Origin of the sequence: Christiangramia sp. OXR-203 (assembly GCF_034372165.1) — a bacterium.
Classification (GTDB): Bacteria; Bacteroidota; Bacteroidia; order Flavobacteriales; family Flavobacteriaceae; genus Christiangramia.
Genome location: NZ_CP139698.1, coordinates 562,940 through 584,438, shown reverse-complemented (window position 1 = coordinate 584,438; position 21,499 = coordinate 562,940). Strand labels below are relative to the sequence as shown.

The 21,499-nt window shown below is 38.8% G+C and carries 17 protein-coding genes; 8 read left to right on the top strand and 9 right to left on the bottom strand.

Annotated features, from left to right (window positions below; genetic code table 11):
• Positions 1-21: 21 nt before the first annotated feature.
• From T8I65_RS02620 to T8I65_RS02600, 5 genes are read right to left on the bottom strand one after another with little or no spacing between them, the layout of a single operon-like run.
• The gene (locus T8I65_RS02620) at positions 22-711 is read right to left on the bottom strand and encodes a YjjG family noncanonical pyrimidine nucleotidase (protein ID WP_322301932.1); all 690 of its coding nucleotides are present in this window, start codon (positions 709-711) and stop codon (positions 22-24) included.
• A complete protein-coding gene (locus tag T8I65_RS02615) occupies positions 698-1,987 on the bottom strand; it encodes a polysaccharide deacetylase family protein (protein WP_322301931.1) in 1,290 nt (429 codons plus the stop codon). Before T8I65_RS02615 ends, T8I65_RS02620 begins: the two co-directional genes overlap by 14 nt.
• A gap of 11 nt (positions 1,988-1,998) precedes the next feature.
• Positions 1,999-2,694, bottom strand: a complete 696-nt coding sequence (gene radC / locus T8I65_RS02610) for a RadC family protein (protein WP_322301930.1) — start codon at positions 2,692-2,694, stop codon at positions 1,999-2,001.
• A gap of 35 nt (positions 2,695-2,729) precedes the next feature.
• Positions 2,730-4,082, bottom strand: a complete 1,353-nt coding sequence (locus T8I65_RS02605) for a UDP-N-acetylmuramate--L-alanine ligase (protein WP_322301929.1) — start codon at positions 4,080-4,082, stop codon at positions 2,730-2,732.
• Between the two features lie 43 nt (positions 4,083-4,125).
• A complete protein-coding gene (locus tag T8I65_RS02600) occupies positions 4,126-4,962 on the bottom strand; it encodes a hypothetical protein (RefSeq protein WP_322301928.1) in 837 nt (278 codons plus the stop codon).
• 213 nt (positions 4,963-5,175) lie between these two features.
• On the opposite strand from T8I65_RS02600, the gene T8I65_RS02595 reads away from it, so the two are divergent.
• Genes T8I65_RS02595 through T8I65_RS02585 form a run of 3 tightly spaced genes read left to right on the top strand, consistent with a single transcriptional unit; the run spans position 5,176 to position 12,916 of the window.
• A complete protein-coding gene (locus T8I65_RS02595) occupies positions 5,176-10,254 on the top strand; it encodes a gliding motility-associated C-terminal domain-containing protein (RefSeq protein ID WP_322301927.1) in 5,079 nt (1,692 codons plus the stop codon).
• A 22-nt stretch (positions 10,255-10,276) separates the two neighbouring features.
• Complete coding sequence (locus T8I65_RS02590) at positions 10,277-11,209, top strand: type IX secretion system membrane protein PorP/SprF (RefSeq protein WP_322301926.1); 933 nt, start codon at positions 10,277-10,279, stop codon at positions 11,207-11,209.
• 12 nt (positions 11,210-11,221) lie between these two features.
• A complete protein-coding gene (locus T8I65_RS02585) occupies positions 11,222-12,916 on the top strand; it encodes an OmpA family protein (RefSeq protein WP_322301925.1) in 1,695 nt (564 codons plus the stop codon).
• Positions 12,917-13,001: 85 nt separating this feature from the next.
• Here the strand turns inward: T8I65_RS02585 and T8I65_RS02580 are convergent, their stop codons facing one another.
• From T8I65_RS02580 to T8I65_RS02570, 3 genes are all read right to left on the bottom strand, one after another.
• On the bottom strand, positions 13,002-13,523 hold the full coding sequence (locus T8I65_RS02580; protein WP_322301924.1) for a DUF4136 domain-containing protein: 522 nt from the start codon (positions 13,521-13,523) through the stop codon (positions 13,002-13,004).
• 69 nt (positions 13,524-13,592) lie between these two features.
• Positions 13,593-14,588 carry a GTPase ObgE gene (gene obgE, locus T8I65_RS02575; protein ID WP_141876816.1) on the bottom strand — a complete coding sequence of 332 codons (996 nt, stop codon included), beginning with the start codon at positions 14,586-14,588 and terminating at the stop codon, positions 13,593-13,595.
• 3 nt (positions 14,589-14,591) lie between these two features.
• Complete coding sequence (locus tag T8I65_RS02570) at positions 14,592-15,704, bottom strand: adenylate kinase (RefSeq protein ID WP_322301923.1); 1,113 nt, start codon at positions 15,702-15,704, stop codon at positions 14,592-14,594.
• Between the two features lie 122 nt (positions 15,705-15,826).
• Here T8I65_RS02570 and T8I65_RS02565 point away from each other — a divergent pair, with 122 nt between their 5' ends.
• From T8I65_RS02565 to T8I65_RS02545, 5 genes are all read left to right on the top strand, one after another.
• Complete coding sequence (locus T8I65_RS02565; RefSeq protein ID WP_322301922.1) at positions 15,827-16,990, top strand: 5-(carboxyamino)imidazole ribonucleotide synthase; 1,164 nt, start codon at positions 15,827-15,829, stop codon at positions 16,988-16,990.
• Position 16,991: 1 nt separating this feature from the next.
• Entirely contained in the window at positions 16,992-17,483 is a 492-nt protein-coding gene (gene purE / locus T8I65_RS02560) for a 5-(carboxyamino)imidazole ribonucleotide mutase (protein ID WP_322301921.1), read from the top strand.
• Positions 17,484-17,688: 205 nt separating this feature from the next.
• The gene (locus T8I65_RS02555) at positions 17,689-19,719 is read left to right on the top strand and encodes a M3 family metallopeptidase (RefSeq protein ID WP_322301920.1); all 2,031 of its coding nucleotides are present in this window, start codon (positions 17,689-17,691) and stop codon (positions 19,717-19,719) included.
• A gap of 92 nt (positions 19,720-19,811) precedes the next feature.
• Positions 19,812-20,363 (top strand): sigma-70 family RNA polymerase sigma factor, encoded by a 552-nt coding sequence (locus T8I65_RS02550; protein ID WP_322301919.1) that lies wholly within the window; start codon positions 19,812-19,814, stop codon positions 20,361-20,363.
• 2 nt (positions 20,364-20,365) lie between these two features.
• A complete protein-coding gene (locus tag T8I65_RS02545; RefSeq protein WP_322301918.1) occupies positions 20,366-20,635 on the top strand; it encodes a hypothetical protein in 270 nt (89 codons plus the stop codon).
• Here the strand turns inward: T8I65_RS02545 and T8I65_RS02540 are convergent.
• On the bottom strand, positions 20,601-21,440 hold the full coding sequence (locus T8I65_RS02540; RefSeq protein ID WP_322301917.1) for a hypothetical protein: 840 nt from the start codon (positions 21,438-21,440) through the stop codon (positions 20,601-20,603). The genes T8I65_RS02545 and T8I65_RS02540 overlap by 35 nt on opposite strands.
• Positions 21,441-21,499: the final 59 nt, after the last annotated feature.

Below are 21,499 nucleotides of genomic sequence, written 5' to 3'. Positions count from 1 at the left end.
GAAAATACCTAATCTTTATTATTATAGATAATCCCTTAGTTGTTTTAACTTTTGAATCCTGGGATGTTCAGTCCTGGAATTACCCTCTCTGGAATCCAGATAGATAACCTTCATACCATATTGATGACCTCCGCAAATATCTGCTTCGAAATTATCTCCTATCATTACTGAAGTTTCGGGTTTACCCACTCCCTTTTCAATAGCTTTTTCAAAGATGAGCGAATGCGGCTTTTTAACTCCTGCTTCTTCTGAAGTTGTCACCGTTTTAAAATAGTTAAGGATGCCAGATTTCTCCATTTTTAAATGCTGAACCTCCTCAAAACCATTGGTGATAATATGCAAATTATAGGAGGCTGACAGATACCTTAGAATATCTACTGCACCATCCAGTAAATGGTTATTATTAGGAAGGTTATTGATATAATCCTCAGATATTTTAGAGATTAAAGTATCGCTCACCTCAAACTTTAAAGCTTCAAAACTGTCTTTCAACCTGCCGTATCTAAGATCCTCTTTACTAACCAAATTATTTCGATAAGATTCCCAGTATTGGTGGTTAATAGGCATATAGATCTTTAAAAATTCCTGAAGCTCTATTTCCAACTTCTGATCTACAAAAATTTCCTGAAATGCGAGGGAAGAATTTTTGTCAAAATCCCACAACGTATGATCAAGATCAAAATATACGTCCTTAATATTAGTCAATCTCATGAATCTGGTTTAATACTGAATAATAAGAATTGGAATCTGCATACTGCGAAAAATCATGATTAGAAAACACAGATCTTAAAGTTCCTTGAACTTCCTTTGTTTCCAGTATGATTCTACGAAGATCTTCCTTTAGCTTGTTCCGGGTCATTTTAGCTACTACATTCGAATTGAACGCATACGGGTGGACCTTTAGAGGCGTGGTCACTTCCATATTAATGTCATAAAATAGGTATGAAGTGCTCGTACCAGCCCTAAAACCAAGTTTGTCAAGATAACCCATTGAGTAATCATTATTGATCTCCAACTCAATCAGGTTATTGTATTGATCTGGGAGCCTTAGGTTGTATTGATGATTCATCGCATGTTCTACTGAACTATGCACTATATCCTCTAGTCTCAGTTTCTCCTTTCGCAGAATTCTGATATCTTCCATGGCATAATAACCCATCAACAATCCAACTTTCGAATAATCTGCTACCGACTTGATTACCGCTCTGTGAGGAATTCTATTATGGCTTATATTTCGATCATGCCTCGAAAAATCGCTTAGTTGAAACATGAATAAAGTTTCGATCTTATCTTCTCTTATGATGCTAATAAGATCTTCAAAAGTATCATTGGGATCTGATTTTATTCGGATCCATACCTGCAATCTATCTAACACCTTACCTATATTAAACTGCACAAGGTCTGATAGCAGACCAACAAAACTTCTTAGAAAACCTTTATTTTTAAAGATGAATGTATTTTCTGAAGTAATAATGGTGCTATTATGATAAGCTCTTTTTTTATGTTCTAACTGTGGGAAACGTTCCATCAGGATTTCCTGAAACTTATAAGCCCAGATATCCACAATTGGTTTATGCAGAAAGTTTTCCTGAAATGCAATACTTTCGGATGCCGGGAATCTTCCAAATTCGTCTTTAACGTGTGGTAGGTATTCTTCATACCTGCTAAGTAGATAGAAAGAAGCGGCAAAAATATCAAAGGGTAGATCACTGGATTCTGCCAGGGCAAAAAATCCAATCGTATCATCCCAAGGTTGCACCTTAATTTCTATTTCTGAAAAACCCTGCTCCAGGAGAAGATCTACATTCTGAATAAAAAATTCGTTCCCTAGCGCCTGTTTTCCGTAGCTTAATTTTGGACCGTCATGAGCAATAAACTCTTCGATCTTGGATGTGAAGTTGATGGGAATCCCTAGAATGTGTGTACATAAATGCTTGAATATGTAAACAATTCGCGGTGTAACTTTCTGAGTATAAATTAGAAGCATTTATTGAAGTCTTATAGAATTCCGTCGTCGGCAAAGCTAAAATATGACTTTTCAGTAACAATGATATGATCCAAAATTTTTATATCAAGGCTTTCGGCGGCAGTTTTAAGCTTTTGGGTTAATTGCTTATCTGCTTCACTAGGACGCAAATTTCCACTTGGATGGTTGTGAGTCAGAATAAGAGATACCGCACCTATTTCTATAGCTTTTCTTAAGCTTATCCGAACATCTACCAGAGTCCCGGTAATTCCTCCTTTGCTTATCTGAAATTTCTCCAGGATTTTATTGCTGTTATTAAGATATAAGATCCAGAATTCTTCATGAGGTAACTCCCCTATGATGGGCTGCATGATCTCGTAAACTGAAGAACTCGAAGATATTTTACTTAATTCCAGAGTTTCCTCAACTCGTCGTCTTCTTCCCAATTCCAGCGCGGCGGTGATCACTACAGCCTTTGCATTTCCTATACCTTTAAATTGACATAGTTGCCCAATGCTGAACTTTCCCAATTGATTGAGATTATTTTCAGACTGCGCAAGAATTCTTTTTGACAGCTCAACAGCTGATTCGTTCCTACTACCAGAACCAATAAGAATTGCCAGTAATTCTGAATCGCTCAAGGCCAGACGCCCCTTAGATAAAAGCTTCTCTCGTGGACGATCATCTTCCGCCCATGTTTTAATACTTTTCGATGAATTTTCGCTCATACTCTAAAATAAATCAATATGAGCTAATAGTAGCATTAGATAAGTTCTTTTAAAGATTCCATATCCAAACCGCCATAATTACCACTGCTCATCATTAGTAATACAGAATTGTTAAAACCTAAATCCTTCAGCTCAGCCTCGAAATTTTCAGGACTTGTATATACTTTCAAACCTTGCTTCTGAAAAGCATGTTCAATCTGGTCTTCAGAAACATCATCCAGTTTTTTTATCGCAACCGCATCAGGAGAATAGAAAACAAGCGCTTCATCAGCCTTTTCTAAAGTATTCTTATATTCCTTTAAAAAGTCTGCATTTAAGCTTGAGTAAGTATGCAACTCCAGGCAGGCAATCAATTTCCTGTTTGGATACTGTTCTTTAACTGCCGCAGTAGTAGCAGCAACTTTGGATGGACTATGTGCGAAATCCTTAATAATGATTCCATTGGAGGTTTCAGCAACTTTTTCCAGTCTTTTCGAAGCACCCTTAAATGTGGCAATAGCTTCGTAAAAGTCATCCTCATCAATACCCATATGCTGGCAGATCCATTTTGATCCTGCGAGATTATTCATATTGTGCTTACCAAATATCTCCAGAGGCAATTCACCTTCCGGAGCATCAAGTATCGTAGTATTATCTTCTGTATGATAATCTGGGGTATAATATGGATGCTTTCTAATGGGATTTTCCGTAGTCTCTGCAAGCTCCTTTACCGTTTGATCTTCCTCATTGTAAACCAGTATTCCGCCATTAACGATAGAATTGATGAAGATTTTAAATTGCTCTACATAATTTTGATACGTTGGGAATACATTAATATGATCCCATGCGATACCGCTCAGCAAGGCAATATTTGGTTGATAAAGATGAAATTTTGGTCGTCTATCGATTGCAGAACTTAAATATTCGTCTCCTTCTATAACAATAAAATCATTCTCCTGGGTCAAATGAACAGGATTGTCCAGACCTTCGAGAGTTGCACCTACCATGTAATCAATTTCCCTGTTATGGTAATTCATCACATGCAGGATCATTGAGGTAATACTGGTTTTACCATGTGAACCGCCTATAACTACCCGAGTCTTATTCTTTGATTGTTCGAATATAAATTCGGGATAACTGTATATCCTAATACCCAGCTCCTTCGCCTTTGTTAACTCCGGATTATCTTCCCGTGCATGCATTCCTAAAATAACAGCATCCAGATTTGAAGTTATTTTAGAAGCATCCCATCCCATTTTCTGCGGAAGTATATTTTCGTTTTCAAGACGCGATCTGGAAGGTTCAAAGATAGCGTCATCACTGCCAGTAATATGATATTCCTTTCGCTGAAGCGCGATCGCAAGACTATGCATTGCACTACCACCGATGGCTATAAAATGTATGTTCATGGAAAAGATTTGTACAAATATAAAAGTAATGGAGGGCTGAATATTACATTCTCTGAATTTTCTGCTTCTCGATAAGTGCTTTATCGAAGTTAGGTGCAATCTCCAATGATTTTTTGATATAATTCAAAGCGACGTCCTGATTTTTATTTAACCTCTCTATCTGAGCCCATCTATAATAAGCCCAGGAAGGATCTTTGATGTCTTTATAACCGTAGTTTTCAATGTAACACTTGACAAGACTTTGGCCATGATCCAGTTCAATCGAGTAGATTGCCGCAACTTCAGCAAGTTCATAATTTAAATAGTTTCTTGTGATCAACTCCGGTTTTCTTCTGGAGAGTTTAATTGCAGCTTCGTATTTAGTCTCTGCGAGCTTTTGGTAGTCCAGGAATTTATAGATGTAAGCGTCTGCTAAAAGACCATCCAATTCATTTATTCTATGAAGTTCTGATGCGTAACTTTCTGCCATTGTCTGGCTTCCTCCTACAAATCCTGGAATCTGCATATAGAGTTCTACCAGCGCCCGCCTTGATTCAGAGTGATTTGGATCCAGCTCAGCAGCTTTTAAAAGGTGTTTTTTAACATCACCAATAAGCATGGCTGCCTGAAATTTTGATCCATAATAGGCTTTCATCCCCAATGCTCCGCCTAATTTGAAATTATAATTACTATTGTTTGGCTTCGCTTTTACAAGTTGCTCATACTTAGAGATCGCCATATCCCAATTTTTTCTGAAGCTATAAATATCACCTAATAATTCAATGGCCTTTAGTTCAGAATCATGTTCAAGAAGCAGAATTTCAGCTTCCTTATCATCGCCAGAGTTCAGTAACTTTTCTGCTGTGGAAATATCGGACTGAGCGTAGGTAATTGACATCATTAGCATAACTAAAAAAAGCGTAATCCTGTTTTTTGTTAACATATAGAAAATATTAGTAAATTTATAAGGTATAAACACCTGAGATGCAATAAATAGCAAATCACGAGCCAAACGTTAAGATGTTTCTTAAATTAACTGTGCATATTAAAAATTATTTTAATATTTGTGCAACTTTATTTTAACCGAATTTATTTAATAATTAACACCTAGCCTATGCAAAATTTTACTTTAAGGTTTAAGGGGAAAGTTTTTTACCTCTTTGCTTTATCCTTAATTTTTGGTACTCTGTCCTCCTATGGACAAGTCTGCGCTACCGTAACGGACGAAGACAGCAATACTGCCGGAAACCAACAATCATTCTGTTACCTAGAAACCGTAGATGACATCCAAAGAAGTGGAACAAACACAGCTATTTTCGAAACAGCGGACACTGAAAATGACACAGATCCTATTAACGATGACGAACTGTTAACAAATGGAGTCACCTATTTTGTTGGAAGCACGACAGAAGATTGCGAGAGAGTTGCAGTAAGTGTTACTGTAAATGCTGCTCCAACTCCTGAAAATACCATTTTTCCCGGTAGAGATGATTTTTCCTTATCACCTTGTATCTCTTCTAATTTTACAGCAGGAGATCTTGAGGATGAATTCATAGCAGATACAGACTATCAGCTGGAAGTATATGAAGAGGAATTTGGAACTACGCCATTACCAGACTCACAAGAATTAACTCCCGGACAGAGTTACTTTGTAGGACAAGTAAGTTCTGTTGCTGGAAATTGTCCTTCGACTAGAGCTGCAGTAGGGTACAGTCCTACGGAAGCTCCAACTCCTAGCGCCGAAGCTACTCAAACACTTTGTGAAGGTGCTACGGTTGCAGACCTAGTTGCATCTGGAACTGAACCTAATACTCAAACTATTAGGTGGTACAGAAGTATGAATTCTAACTCACCTTTAGCTGATGATGTAGAATTGATTAATGGTGAAGACTATTTCGCTACTCAAATTGTAAATGATAGAAATGACCCATTCCCTCCATGCGAAACACGAATGAGTGAGAGAGCGAGAGTGGTGGTAGAACTTGCGAATTTTGAAGCTGGACCAGATGTTTCGGAATCAATATGCCAGGATGATTTACAAACTCGCTTAGAGACCCAGTCTCCTACTGCAGTCTTTTTGAGCTTAGTTGCTGGTAGAGATTTACCTTCAAATGTAAGCTTTAGTCCATCTATACAAAGTATTGTGACTGCCTATAGCGGCAATCCTTTCCAAACTTTTACCACACTAGCAACTTTTACTACTGAAGAAGGTTGCATAGATACAGTAGAAATTGAATTGACTGTTTTTGAAACCTTTGAGGCTGGTGAGAATAGTCTTGACAATACATTATGTAGATCTGATCTTGGAGATAATATTACTACAGCTCAAGTTGAAGCTTACCTAATAGGACTTCTTAGTGATGACGCTGATCAAAATGGTGAGTTTTCTCCTTTACCTTCAGCTATTGCCGATGATTTAAATAATACTTCTGATGAAGTTACCTTCAATATAACTTACACCGTAGGTGACGGAACAAGCTGTGAGGATTCAGCAAATCTGGAAGTAACTGTTTTTGAAGGAGCAGATTTTGAATTAGTTGAGCTTGCACCTTTATGCAATGATGATATTCCTGCATTGGTTAATGCAATCCCAGAAGATATTGAAGATTTATTTTTAGAGAATTTTGGTGGTAATGTTCCTTCAGGACAATTCGAGGCGGGAGCTATTCAAGCCGTGATCGATCAATATAATCAAAATAACATCGATACATTTACTGCTACCTTTATCGCCAATATTGACAATGGTTGCTCAGAATCTATTGAGCTAAGCCGAACAGTTATTGAAGGTGAGAATGCTAACGCAGGTAGTTTTGATAATATTCAGAATGTTTGCTCAAATGAAGAATCAATTGATCTTACTTTACTGAACAACAATGATTCTAATGCAACTGCTGGCGGAACTTTCTCGGGCGAGGGAGTATCAAACAATTCTTTTGATCCTTCAACAGTAGCACCAGGAAACGTTACAATAACCTATACTGTTGATGATTCGTTAGATTGTGTTTCTGGTACAATGGAAACCACTTTTACTATAGAAGTTATTCAAGGCCGCAATGCAGGTCAAGATATTTCTGGAACACTTTGTCTAAGTGAATTAGAAGATATCGTACTACCTAACATTCAGAATCCTGAAAATATAATTCCAGCTCTATTTGGAAGATTTGATTTCAATGGTGAAACTGGTGGAAGGATAGAAAGCAATCTTGGAAATGATTTTGATCAGATTGGCGCATCGTTATTTGCATTTTATACGAATCCAAATCGCGATTCTAGTATTACAATAGAAGGTCAATATACCGTTGGAAATGACACCGACAATTGCGGGTCCGATGTATCTAATTTTGTAATTACTATTATTGATGGTGATCTTGTAGATGCTGGATCAGATAATACTGATAACACTCTATGTAATGCAGACATCCCAGGTTTGGTAAACAATATACCAACTGACGTTGAAAATCTGTATTTTGACTTACTTGAAGCAGGTGTTCCTCAAAATGGAACTTTCAATCCTTCTATAGAAGAATTGATTGCTGACTATAACTCAGATAATTTCCAAACTTTCAGTACGACTTATACTATTGGGACTGAAGGATGCGGTGATTCAGTTGAGTTGGCCATCACGGTTGTTGATCCAGGTCAAGCCATTGCTGAAGCAAATGATGATATAATTAATGTTTGTTCTAGCGAAACTTCTTTTAATCTAAACGCAGCGTTATCGGAAAATAGCACTTTAGGTGGAACATTCTTTTTGAATGAGGAAGAATTTGAAGGAAACATTTTCGATGCTTCTACTGTAGAAGATGGTGTGTATTCGTTTACTTATACCGTAAGTTCGGAAGATGCAGACTGCATCGAAGGAAGCGCTACAGCTAACTTTACCATAGATGTAACTTCTGACTTCGATTTTGGAAATGATATTACTACTATATTATGCGATTCAGAAGTACCTGATGATTTAGATCCAAGTACAATTGATCAATTCTACATGAGTCTAGTTGCTGAATTGCCTTCAGGAGGTACTTTTGAAACCTCTGCAGAAGATATTCTGACCCAATACAACAACAATCCAATTGACACCTTCACTAGAATATATACTGTTTCTAGTGGTGAATGTCAGGGATCTGTAACTGTTTCTGTAACTATTCAGGAAGAAGGTCCTGCAAATGCAGGTGACATCGCTGATCAAACAGTATGTTCAGATTCAGGTATGATTAACCTGGCAGATTTCCTTACTGCTGATTCTTCAGTAGGTGGAACATTCTCCGGAGAAGGAGTAGAAAACAATATGTTCGGCGCTTCAATGGAGGCCGGTGATTATTTAATAACTTACTCTGTAACAGATACAGCACCTTGCGTAATTGAAGGAACTGAAAGCTCAACAACTTTTAGTATCACGATTGTTGAACCAGGTATAGCTATTGCAGAAGCTGCAAATGACTCTATCAATATTTGTACAAGCGAAAATTCTTATAACCTAAACGACGCATTATCTCAGGATAGTACTCTGGGTGGTACATTTGTACTGAACGGAGAAGAATTTGATGGAAACATTTTCGATGCTACAATGGTAGAAAATGGTGAATATGTATTCACTTACAATGTTAGTTCTGATGATGCAGATTGTATTGAAGGAAGCGCTTCTGCTGACTTTACAATCAATGTGACTTCTGAAACTTTTGATGCAGGTGAAGATGTGAATGCAACGGTATGTTCAGTTGGATTGGATTCAAATCCAACTATCGTGGAAGTCCGTAATTACTTCTTAAATATTCTTTCTGAAGGAGTTCCAACAGATGGTACTTTCAATCCAAGTATTGAAAATATTCGCCAGGCTTATTTAGAAAATCAAATAGGAACTTTTGCTACTACTTATACCGTTGGCAATGGAGGCTGTGAAGACTCAGCTGAACTTGTAATTATCGTAGTTGACGAAATTGCTGCTGAAATTGGAACGATCGAGAACCCTACTCCAATCTGCAGAAATGCTGAAGATGTAGATTTATTCTCTTATTTACCTGAAGATGCAAACCTAAACGGAACGTTTGAAGGATATGAAGACGGAACATTTAGTCCTACTATGATGGGTGAAGGTGATTTCGAAATTACATATACTCTAACTGAAGATTCTCCATGTACAACTGGCGAAGCATCTGCAACCTTTACAATTACTGTACAGGATGCTGCTTTTGCAGGAATGGATATGGACATCGCAGTTTGTCAAAACGATGGTGTACAGAATCTGTTTGATTTCTTATCAGTTGATGCTGATACAGATGGTGAATTCACTCTTGAAGATGGTACTGTTGTTACAGATGGAATGATGAATCCTTCAGCTTTTGATGCAGCAACTTACACTGTAACTTATACTGTAGCTGCAATCAATGATTGTGGAGATGATACTGCTGAGTTTACAATTACTGTTCAGGAAGTAGGAGACGCTCCAGTAGTTGGTGATGCAACTTTCTGTGCGATCCTTGATCCAACAGGTGCAGATCTAACTGCAGGTAGTGAAGACCTAACTTTCTATACTGATGCTGATCTTACAATGATGGTTGCTGAAGATGCTCCTTTAACTGAAGGAACTTACTATGTAACTCAGCGTGGAGAAGCAGGTTGTGAATCTGTGGCTACTACGTTCAACGTTATCATTACAGATCCTGGAACTCCTACGATCGAAGATGCAAATCAAACTTTCTGCCAGTTCGACGATCCAACGATCGCAGACCTGAATGATGCAATAGACCAGACTTCAAATGTAACCTGGTATGCAAGTGCAGATAGCACTGATCCACTAAGTACTGGAACTGCACTTCAGGATGGAGTAACATATTTCGCTTCGCTATATGACCCGGCATCAGACTGTGATAGCTCACAAAGACTTGCTGTGAACGTTAGCCTGGAATGTGATTTCTTCATACCAGAAGGTATTTCACCAAACGGTGATCAATTAAACGACGATTTCGAGATTAGATATATCGAAGATTTCTATCCTAACTATACTATTGAGATCTACAACAGATGGGGTGACTCAGTTTACAAGGGGAATGCAAATACTCCAAACTGGGATGGTACCAGCAATCAAGGTTCATTCGGTGACGGTTTGTTACCAGTAGGAGTTTACTTCTATTACCTGGACTTCAAAGATGGTAGCACTGAGCCAAGAAGAGGAAAAGTATACTTAAGTAGATAATTAGGATAAACAAGAACAAGAGATGAAAAAAATAATCACAAAATATTTATTATTCGCAGGCATTATCCTTTTCTCTATAAAGGGTATGGCCCAGCAAGATCCACTCTTCACTCAATACATGTACAACATGAGTGTAGTGAATCCTGCATATGCGACAGACGATCCAGGCATGTTAAACCTGGGTGCGATTTACAGAATGCAATGGACAGATGTTGATGGTGCACCTCGCACCCTCAACTTCTTTGCCCACACTCCGGTGAGTGAGCGTGTTGAACTTGGATTAACTGTAGTTCATGACGAAATTGGTGATGTTGAGAAAACAAATAACATTACTGCAGATTTCGCATACGTGATCCCAACTGGTGATAACACAAAGTTATCTTTCGGTGCAAAGGCAGGTCTAACGACATTCGACGCAAACCTTGCTGGCTTAGATGTAAATGATCCAGGTGATGCAGCATTCCAAAATATCAGCGAAGTATTTCCTGTATTTGGAGTTGGAGCTTTCTGGTTTGGTGACAAGCATTACTTAGGTGTTTCTGCGCCTAACTTGTTGACAGCAGATCATCTTGATGACAGCCAGTTGCTAAGAGATAAAGGTTCAGAAGAGATCCATTACTACCTTACCGGTGGTTATGTGTTTGACATTACTGAAAACTTTAAACTAAAGCCTTCTACTATGGTTAGAGGGGTTGAAGGATCTCCACTATCTGTTGACGTGAATGCGAACGCATTGCTTTATGACAGATTTGAAGCAGGTGTTGGTTATAGATTCGATAAGTCTGTTACAGGCTTGGTAAACTTTCAGGTTACTCCGGGATTGCGAATTGGGTATGCATACGATTATCCAACTTATGACCTGAGCGATGATGGTTCTCACGAGATCATGCTATTGTTTGATCTGGACCTATTCGGACTTAAGAAAGGATATGACAAATCACCAAGATTCTTCTAAAACCAGACTAAGATGAAAAATATATATAGTACACTTTTAATTTTATTCGTGAGCATTACAGCTTTCGGTCAAAAGTCTGACATTAGGGACGGAAACAAGTTTTTCGCCAATGCAGCTTATATCGATGCAGCTGATGCTTATGAAAACGTAAATGAGAAATCTCAGGAGATTCTTCAAAATCTTGGAGACTCTTACTTCTATACAAACCAGATGCAGAATGCAGCTGAAGTATATGAGATGTTATTTTTAAGACATTCCGGTGCAGTTGCGCCGGAGTATCAATTCCGTTATGCTCACGCATTGATGGCTCAGGGAAATTATGTGAAAGCCGATGAGCTAATGAACGAGTTAACTGGAAATGACTGGAATCATGAAGAATTCAAGAATACTCTTGACACTATAGTTCCTCATAAATTTAAGTACGATCAGATCATGAACAATGCTTCATCTTCCGACTTCGGAATTGGATTTTATGGTGACCGAGTGGCTTTTGCATCTACAAGAAACCAGGAGCGTCCTATCTATCCATGGAATAAAATGCCTGCATTAGATCTTTACAGTGCTCAAATGAATGATGATGGTGAAATGAAAGACATAGTTCTTTTCTCAGATGTTATCAATACAGATGAGCATGAGAGTTCAGCAACATTTAGCCAGGATGGAAACACTATCTATTTTGACAGAACGAATGAAGATCGTGTGAAAAATGAGAATGATGTTCGTGTAGCTCACATTAGTATTTACCGTGCTGAAATGGTCGATGGTGAGTGGACCAACGTTGAAAAACTTCCTTTTAGTAGTGAAGAATATTCCGTAGAACACCCAAGCCTGAGTGCGGATGGAACGAAGTTATACTTTACCAGCGACATGCCTGGTGGAAGTGGATCTTTCGACATCTATATGGTAGACATCAATGAAGATGGAACCTTCGGAACTCCTCAAAATCTCGGAGCGGGAGTAAATACTGCTCACAGAGAGCAATTCCCATTCATTAGCGAAAATGATGTATTATACTTCACTTCAGATGGACATCAGGGATTTGGAAACCTTGATATCTACAGAACTGAAGGTGACTTCAGTGAAGTAGAAAACCTTGGATCTTCTATAAACAGTGGTAACGATGACTTCGCATATGTTGTGAAAGAAAGTGATGAAACTGGATATTTTGCTTCAAATAGAAGAGGAACAGATAATTTATATCAATTCACACGTGAAGAGAATGAGATCGTCGAAGCTCCTACTGAAGTTGACCCAACCAGCGGTCAGGATCTTATCCCGATCGATGGTAGCAAAATCTATTTCGATTTTGACAAAGCAACGATCAAGAAAGAGTCTGAAGTTGTTCTGGATTCAGTAGTGACTTACATGAATGATTATCCGAATATCAAAGTGAAAGTTGAGTCTCATGCAGATGCTAGAGGTTCTGATAGCTATAACATGGCGTTATCTAAGAGAAGAGCAGCTTCTACAGTCGACTACCTTGTGAAGAAGGGAATTGACAGAAGCAGACTAACTTCTGAAGGTTATGGTGAAACACGGCCAGTAAATGACTGTACTCAACCAACCGGATGTACTAATGCAGAATATGCTAAGAACAGAAGAAGCGCATTTGTAGTCTCGAACAGAAATTCTGAAAGTCAGTCAATGACAGAAGGTGATTCTGAAGATTCTATGGATGAGAATATGATTGAAGACAACGAGAACTAGGTTCAACACTGTACTAACTAACCAATCAAAATGAAAAGCCCCATGCAATTGCATGGGGCTTTTTTATTTAAATGATTTAAGCTGACTATTTCTTAGGTGGATATCCTTCTAAAGCTTTCTCAACTATTTTATCAAAAGTCTTTTGACGTTTTTCCGGATCAGCGTTTGCATCAAAACTACTTTCTACTACTGCCTGCCAGACCAATGCATCCTTGTCAATATCTACAAAATCGAATGTTAGCTTCATATAGGCATCCATTTTGCCAATAGGAATACCTCCGCTCACTCCCATACCCACATTACCTCCGCCTCCACCAAGGCCAAGACCAACTCTGCTACGATTATCTCTTTCGTACTCCTGCGTATATACATTTACCTGAAGTCCGGCTGTCTCAGATCTACTGAAGCCTTTTTCCTGCATCTTAGAGTTTAAAGCATTTAAAAGCCTATCCTGATCAAGCTGATTGAGTCCTGTTTGTAAATCTGAATAAATTGAATAGGAAGTGTATTGATCGAACTGAACTGTTTGATCATAATCGTAGACTGCCTGTGGTGTATTACAGGCAGCCATAAATAATAATAACGTAGATATTTTGAGAATCTTCATAACCGGTTTTTTCTAAAAATAGCCAAAACCAGCCGGAGCAAACACCTGTTTAACAGGAATTAAACAAGCTTAATTAAGCATTTGCCATAATTTATCCTTAAGCTCCTGCAGTCCTTTTTGAGCTACGGAAGAAATAAACAGGTATGGAAAATCAAGTTCTTTATCAAGCTGTGATTTCATTTCTGCCTTAAGTTCCTCATCTAAAAGATCACTTTTGGAAATTGCGATCAACCTGTCCTTATCCATTAATTCAGGGTTGTATCGCCTAAGCTCATCAACTAGAATATCGTACTGCTCTTTAATGTCCTTCGCATCTGAAGGAATTAGAAATAGCAACGTTGAGTTACGCTCGATATGTCTTAAGAATCGATGTCCAAGACCTCTACCTTCTGCTGCTCCCTCGATGATCCCTGGAATATCTGCCACCACGAAAGTTTGAAAATCTCGATACTGAACAATCCCTAAATTTGGCTTTAATGTGGTAAATTCATAATTGGCGATCTTTGGTTTTGCAGCAGTAATAACTGAAAGCAAGGTTGATTTTCCAGCATTAGGAAAACCTACCAGACCAACATCTGCAAGAACTTTTAGTTCCAGGGTAATATCCACCTGCTGCCCATCAATTCCTGGTTGAGCATATCTTGGAGTCTGATTGGTTGAACTTTTGAAATGCCAGTTTCCCAACCCACCTTTACCGCCTTCAGCAATTATAAATTCCTGACCATCTTCAGTAATTTCTTTAATGATCTCGTTAGTTTCAGTATCCCTGATCACAGTACCTAATGGCACATCGATATACTCATCTGTACCCTGGGCACCAGAACTTCTTTGTTTACTCCCATTACCACCGTGCTCAGCCTTAACGTGACGTTTAAACTTAAGATGGAATAATGTCCAGAGGTTCTCATTCCCCTTTACGATTACATGACCACCACGACCACCATCACCACCATCGGGACCTCCTTTGGTTATATATTTCTCTCTATGCAGGTGCGCAGATCCTTTCCCTCCTTTTCCGGAGAAAACATGAATCTTCACGTAATCAACAAAATTCCCTTCAGTCATATCTTATTTCATTAAATCATCGATCACAGAACTCAGTCGAGCAGTGATCTCTTCTATACTACCTTCACCATTCACTCCGTAATACTTATTTTGTTTCTGGTAGAAATTCTTCAAAATGGCAGTTTCAGCATAATAAACCTTGATGCGGTTGCGAATAACACGCTCATCAGCATCATCTGGTCTACCTGAAGTTTTACCTCTTTCCAGCAATCTTTCCACAAGGATCTCATCTTCTACTTCCAGTGCGATCATGGCATTTACCTCAGTACCTTTCGCTTCCAAAGATTCGCTTAATGCCTCCGCCTGGGCTTCAGTTCTTGGAAATCCGTCAAAAATAAATCCGTTAGCACCTTCATTTTTTTCAACTTCAGCATTTAGCATATTGATGGTAACCTCATCGGGAACGAGCTGTCCCTTATCAATAAACGATTTTGCGCTCAGCCCAAGTTCAGTCTGATTCTTGATATTATACCTGAATACATCTCCCGTAGAAATGTGTATAAGATCGTACTTTTCCTTTAAAATGGTTGCCTGAGTTCCCTTGCCTGCACCCGGAGGGCCAAACAGCACTAGATTTGTCATTTTGCTTTCTTTGCGTTTGTATACTTGAGTTAGGTTTCTGCCCAGACCGTCGTAGTCAAGACCGTAACCAACAATAAATTTATTAGGTATCTCCATCCCGATAATTTGTACCGGAACATTTTTTTTGTAAGCTGAAGGTTTGAAAAAAAGTGTTGCCACCTGGTAGTTAGCTACGCCTGCTTCAGTTAATATTCTATCAACCTCAACGAGCGTATTACCGGTATCCACGATATCTTCCAGAAGAACAACTTCCCTACCGGCAAGTTCCTGTCCCAAGCCTAATAAGGTTTTGACTTCTCCAGTAGTTTTGGTGCCTTCATAAGAACCCATTTTTACGAAACTAATTTCGCAGTCAGTCTCAAAACGTTTGATCACTTCGGAAGCAAACATGAACGAGCCATTCAGGATCCCGATGAATACTGGTTTTCTACCTGCATATTCGTCATTCAATCGTTTAGCAATAGTATCGATGGCTTTCGTAATTTCATCCTCAGAGATAAAAGGTTCGAATTCCAGATCGTGTAGCTTTATCAAAATTCAGCAATTTTAAGTGGCAAAGATAAGGAATCTATACAAGCCCGCCTTCCCGAATTCTTGCTGAATAAATATGGCAGGAATCAGGAATAACTTATTTTTGCGAAAAGCCGAATTAACTTATGGTAAATTATTTCTCATCAGACTTTAAACTGGGAATTCTAGGTGGTGGCCAGCTTGGCAAAATGATGCTTTATGAGACCCGAAAGTACGATATCCAGACACTTGTGCTGGATCCAAGTCCGGAGGCTCCTTCAAGAATTTCCTGCGACTATTTTGAGCAGGGAGATCTAATGGATTATGAAACTGTGCTTCAGTTTGGTAGAAAAGCAGATGCATTAACTTTCGAAATTGAAGGTATTAATATAGAAGCTTTAAAACAGCTGGAAAGCGAAGGCATTAAAACATACCCTTCCGCAGCAACGCTTGAGAAAATTCAGAATAAGGCGGTACAGAAAGAATTTTACGAACAGCACAATTTACCAACTGCAGCCTTCAAAAGATTTCCAAATCTGAAATATTTAAAATCAGAGGTCAACAAGCAAAAAGTAAGCTTGCCTTTCGTCTGGAAAAGTGCTACCGGTGGTTATGATGGAAAAGGAGTATCGGTTATAAGAACAGAAGCTGATCTCGCCAATCTTCCCGATACAGAATGTATTGCTGAAAATCTTGTGCCTTTCAAAAATGAACTGGCGGTTATCGTGGCACGGAATCCTTCAGGTGAAGTTCGCACGTATCCTGTTGTGGAGATGGAATTTCATCCCACGGCAAACCAGGTAGAATATGTCATTTGTCCAGCACGTATTAAAAATAATGTAGCTGAAAAAGCAAGGAAACTGGCTGAAAAGGTTTCCGAAGCATTTGAACACGTAGGATTACTTGCGGTTGAAATGTTTCAGACTGAAGACGATGAAATCTTGATCAATGAAGTGGCTCCAAGGCCTCACAATAGTGGTCATTATAGCATTGAAGCTTCCTACACCAACCAGTTCGAACAGCAAATTAGAGCTATTCTGGATCTGCCCTTAGGTAAAACCGATAGTAAACTTGGCGGGATCATGGTAAATCTGGTAGGTGATGAAGATCATGAAGGTGAAGTTCAATATAGAAACATAGAAAAGATCATGGGTATGGAAGGAGTTACTCCGCATATCTATGGCAAAAAAATTACCAGACCTTTTCGAAAAATGGGTCATGTAACGATCGTAAATGAAGACCTTGGCGAAGCTCGAAGGATCGCTGAAGAAGTAAAGAATAGTATTCAAGTTATTAGTAAAAAATTATAAGATGGGAAAAGTAGCTGTGATCATGGGTAGTACCAGCGATATGCCTGTAATGCGGGAAGCAATCGATATACTGGAAGGATTTGACATACAGGTGGAAGTAGATATCGTTTCCGCTCATCGTACGCCCGAGAAATTATTCGATTTTAGTAAAAACGCTCATGAAAGAGATATCAAAGTTATTATTGCAGGTGCCGGTGGTGCAGCTCACCTTCCAGGGATGGTTGCGTCCATGTCCCCATTGCCAGTAATTGGAGTTCCAGTGAAATCAAGAAACTCCATAGATGGGTGGGATTCAGTATTGTCAATTCTGCAAATGCCTGGCGGTGTTCCTGTCGCGACCGTAGCACTCGATGGCGCTAAGAACGCAGGTATCCTGGCTGCGCAAATAATGGGCACGGCAGATAAATGCGTAATGGACAAGATCCTTGTCTACAAAGAAGGTCTTAAACAGAAGGTGATCGAAGGCGCGAAAAGCGTTCAGAAAAAGAAATAAAAAAGGGATCACAATGTGATCCCCAAGCAGTAAACCTTTAATCCGTTATTATTTATTAACCATTCTAAATTTTAACCAGAACTTGTTATACTACTGTATCGTTATAAGTTGATCTTTAATCGATTAAAAGGCTAAAATAGAAATTTTAATTAGATCTTTTGCAATAACGTTCATATAATATTGCAAAAGCGTTAAACTTACATTCATGAGCTCTCAAAATATATTACTGGAAGATTTTAATCAGGCTCCTTTTTCAAGCATAAAAACATCAGATTACAAACCTGCCATTCTTAAGGCTATAGAACTTGCCCAAAAAGATATTGAGGCTATCACCTCCAGTAAGGAAGAACCAACCTTCGAAAATACGATCGAAGCATTAGAGTTTTCCGGAAAGAAACTGGATCGTGTTACCAGCATTTTCTTCAATATAAATTCTGCGGAAACTAATGAAGAAATTCAGAAGATCGCTCAGGATGTTTCTCCTCTACTTTCAGAATTCAAGAATGATATTATTCTGAACAATACACTCTTCAAAAGAGTCAAGAAGGTTTACGATCAAAGAGAATCGCTGGACCTCAGCAAGGAGCAAATTACCTTACTGGACCAGAAGTACAAAGCATTTACGCGTAACGGCGCCAACCTGACTAACGAAGATCAGCAGACCTTACGTGAGATCGACAAAAAACTATCTAAGCTAAAGTTGCAGTTTGATGAAAATGTTTTAGCTGAAACCAATAAATATGAGCTGGTTGTCACCGAAGAATCTCGTTTAGGTGGATTACCTGACAGTTTCAAAGAAGAAGCCAGGAATATTGCTAAATCTAAAGATACCGAAGGCTGGATATTTAGTCTCGAATACCCTAGCTACATTCCATTCATGAAATATGCCGATGACAGGGAGTTGCGAAAGGAACTTTCTCTCGCATTTGGTTCGAGAGCTTTTAAAGGTGATGAACTGGATAACCAGCAAAATGTACTTGATATCGCAAAACTGAGATATGAAAGAGCAAAACTACTTGGTTTTGAATCCCATGCGCACTTTGTACTTGAAGAGCGTATGGCAGAAACCCCGCAGAAAGTAGAGTCTTTTCTGGAGGAAATGCTGGAAAAAGCAAGACCTGCAGCAGAACGAGAGTTTAGTCAATTGGAAAAGTTCGCCAAAGATCTTGACCAGATCGATACCTTACAAAAATGGGATTCGGCTTATTATGCAGAAAAACTGAAACAGAAATTATTTGATCTGGATGACGAAAAGCTGAAACCATATTTCCAGTTAGAGAAAGTGATTGATGGTGTGTTTACTATTGCAGGGAAACTTTACGGACTCAATTTCGAACAAACAACTAATGTTGATGTATATCATCAGGATGTTCGAACCTATAATGTTACCGATACTATAGGAAATGATATTGCTCTGTTTTATACCGACTTTCATCCTCGCCCCGGAAAAAGAGATGGTGCATGGATGACTATTTACAAACAACAGTCGATAGAAAACGGGCAGAATGAGAGACCCCATATATCAATTGTATGCAATTTCACTAAACCAACAGAGAAACAACCTTCATTATTAACTTTTAATGAAGTAACTACATTATTCCATGAATTTGGTCATGCCTTACACGGTATGCTCGCAAATACAACTTACCCAAGTCTTTCTGGCGCCAATGTATACTGGGATTTTGTAGAACTACCAAGCCAGGTTCTTGAAAACTGGTGTTACGAGGAAGAGGCATTGCAACTCTTTGCAAAACATTATAAAACCGGTGAAGCACTTCCACAGGATTACATTACTAAGATCAAGGAATCGTCTAACTTCCTGGAAGGTATGGCAACCTTACGACAGTTAAGCTTTGGAATGTTAGATCTTAGCTGGCATGCTCAGGATCCTTCGAATGTAAGTGATGTAAAGGCACATGAAACAGAAGCATTCGAACCTACCAAATTATTCCCGGAGGTGGCGAGTAATTGTATGAGTACAGCATTTTCCCATATTTTCCAGGGTGGTTATTCTGCAGGATATTATTCTTATAAATGGGCAGAAGTACTGGATGCAGATGCGTTCGAATATTTTACAGAAAACGGAATATTCAGCAAGGATATCGCAGATAAATTTAAAGATAATATACTCTCGCAAGGCGGTACAGAACATCCAATGGAACTGTACAAACGCTTCCGCGGAAAAGAACCAAAACCAGATGCTCTATTAAGAAGAGCTGGTCTAATCAGTAATTAAAAAATTCTGAAAAAGAATGGTAAAACCTGACCATAAAGCTTAGGGATCGCCATTCTTTTCATATTTTTGAGTTGCAACCGTCACAAGCACACATGCCTTCAAACCAACTTGATCCTAATAAATGGGTAGACAGATATTCAGATTATCTGTTTAATTATACGATCGTGCGTGTAAATGACCGTGAGGTCGCTAATGACCTAATTTCTGAAACCTTCCTGGCGGGCTTAAAATCTGCTAAGAATTTTAAGGGCGAAGCCAGCGAAAGAACCTGGCTTATCTCAATCCTTAAACGAAAGATCATTGATCATTATCGTCGTAATAATTCAGCGAAAGGTCAGGCAGAAGTTAAGATCAATTATACTGGAGAAGATAGCGAAGGTGAATGGCTGGAAGAACAGGTTCCAGATCAATTTGACCGTACCGCCGAGGATGACATGGAAAATAATGAACTTGGACTGGCAATTCTGGATTGTCTGGACTCTATCAACGAAAAGCAAGCAGCAATTTTTAAGCGTAAAACTATAGATGGGGTTGACACGGAAGCGATCTGTAATGAATTTGATATCACGCCGTCTAATTTGTGGGTTATTATTCACCGCGCCAGAACTGCTCTGGCTGCATGCATGGAAAAAAACTGGTTTTAATTATGAGTAAAAAAAGTAAATCTCTTTTTGTTGACTGTTCTGAAGCAGCTACCTGTTGCACAAAAGCACAGTACGATGAAGCCGGTTTTTTCGAAAAGATCAAGTTAACCATCCATCTTGCCTTCTGCAGAACCTGCCGCACATTTTCCAGCAGAAATTCTAAACTTACCCGTAAGCTGAAAGAAGCAAATTTGGAATGTTGTTCCGAAGAAAAAAAGAAAGAGTGGCGTGAAAGAATTAATAAACTGCATTCGGAAGAACATACTTCATAAGCAACAGAATTCCCAGGTACATTATGGGAGTCGACTCCACCCAGAAAGACGCATAATATTTAGACTGCCGTTCCCTACTACCTAGCAGGAATATTCCAATAATTACACACACCAGAAATAAAGCTAGAAGACTATAACCGCGGAATTGCCGCTGAAATATTTCAATAACACATATCAGTATCGATAAAACAACCCCAAAGATCCTTGTTTTTCGCACTCCAATTCTTTGGGGAATGGTTTCAAGAGAATCAGAGTCATAGATTAAATCTCTTATTTCAAAAGGTAGCGTGAGCACTACCACCATACAAAACCTCTGGAAGAAATCTATAAGCACTGGTTGATTCAGCAGTTGCTGAACATTGATTACGGGCAGCAAAACTGTAGTTCCAGCCCATACCATTGCAATCACAAATATTTTAATCCCCGCTAGACTTCTCAAATTCCTGCTGTTTCCAAAAACCGGTAGCGCATACAAAAGTGTTAGTAAGCCAAGGATCCCCGTTGCTACAAGGACGTTTACTGACAGTTGAAGAGAAAAATAGATCAACGCCAGAAAACTTACAAAAGAAAATATTTGAATGATTCGCAGGTTTCCCGCCAGACTGGAATGATGCAGTTTCGCAATACCAGCATATTTGACGAAATTATAACCGGTTATTGTCGAGAAAAAAATAAAAGCAAGTAGATCAATGGCAATCGTTAGGTTGTATTCCAGCATGCTTATAAGCGCGAAACATAACACCGCAAGAGCAACGTGGATGCTGCTGTTAATATATAAGTCAAAAGCCTTGCAAAAGTACCTCATCTTACGAAATTACATATTCTTTACTAGTTTTTGGTCACCCAAAAATCTTAACAACTGTA

Excerpts from the sequence above, each read along its gene's own strand:
- T8I65_RS02620 (WP_322301932.1), bottom strand. The coding sequence starts at position 711 with ATGAGATTGACTAATATTAAGGACGTATATTTTGATCTTGATCATACG.
- T8I65_RS02615 (WP_322301931.1), bottom strand. The coding sequence starts at position 1,987 with ATGCTTCTAATTTATACTCAGAAAGTTACACCGCGAATTGTTTACATA.
- radC (WP_322301930.1), bottom strand. The coding sequence starts at position 2,694 with ATGAGCGAAAATTCATCGAAAAGTATTAAAACATGGGCGGAAGATGAT.
- T8I65_RS02605 (WP_322301929.1), bottom strand. The coding sequence starts at position 4,082 with ATGAACATACATTTTATAGCCATCGGTGGTAGTGCAATGCATAGTCTT.
- T8I65_RS02600 (WP_322301928.1), bottom strand. The coding sequence starts at position 4,962 with ATGATGTCAATTACCTACGCTCAGTCCGATATTTCCACAGCAGAAAAG.
- T8I65_RS02595 (WP_322301927.1), top strand. The coding sequence starts at position 5,176 with ATGCAAAATTTTACTTTAAGGTTTAAGGGGAAAGTTTTTTACCTCTTT.
- T8I65_RS02590 (WP_322301926.1), top strand. The coding sequence starts at position 10,277 with ATGAAAAAAATAATCACAAAATATTTATTATTCGCAGGCATTATCCTT.
- T8I65_RS02585 (WP_322301925.1), top strand. The coding sequence starts at position 11,222 with ATGAAAAATATATATAGTACACTTTTAATTTTATTCGTGAGCATTACA.
- T8I65_RS02580 (WP_322301924.1), bottom strand. The coding sequence starts at position 13,523 with ATGAAGATTCTCAAAATATCTACGTTATTATTATTTATGGCTGCCTGT.
- obgE (WP_141876816.1), bottom strand. The coding sequence starts at position 14,588 with ATGACTGAAGGGAATTTTGTTGATTACGTGAAGATTCATGTTTTCTCC.
- T8I65_RS02565 (WP_322301922.1), top strand. The coding sequence starts at position 15,827 with ATGGTAAATTATTTCTCATCAGACTTTAAACTGGGAATTCTAGGTGGT.
- purE (WP_322301921.1), top strand. The coding sequence starts at position 16,992 with ATGGGAAAAGTAGCTGTGATCATGGGTAGTACCAGCGATATGCCTGTA.
- T8I65_RS02555 (WP_322301920.1), top strand. The coding sequence starts at position 17,689 with ATGAGCTCTCAAAATATATTACTGGAAGATTTTAATCAGGCTCCTTTT.
- T8I65_RS02550 (WP_322301919.1), top strand. The coding sequence starts at position 19,812 with ATGCCTTCAAACCAACTTGATCCTAATAAATGGGTAGACAGATATTCA.
- T8I65_RS02545 (WP_322301918.1), top strand. The coding sequence starts at position 20,366 with ATGAGTAAAAAAAGTAAATCTCTTTTTGTTGACTGTTCTGAAGCAGCT.
- T8I65_RS02540 (WP_322301917.1), bottom strand. The coding sequence starts at position 21,440 with ATGAGGTACTTTTGCAAGGCTTTTGACTTATATATTAACAGCAGCATC.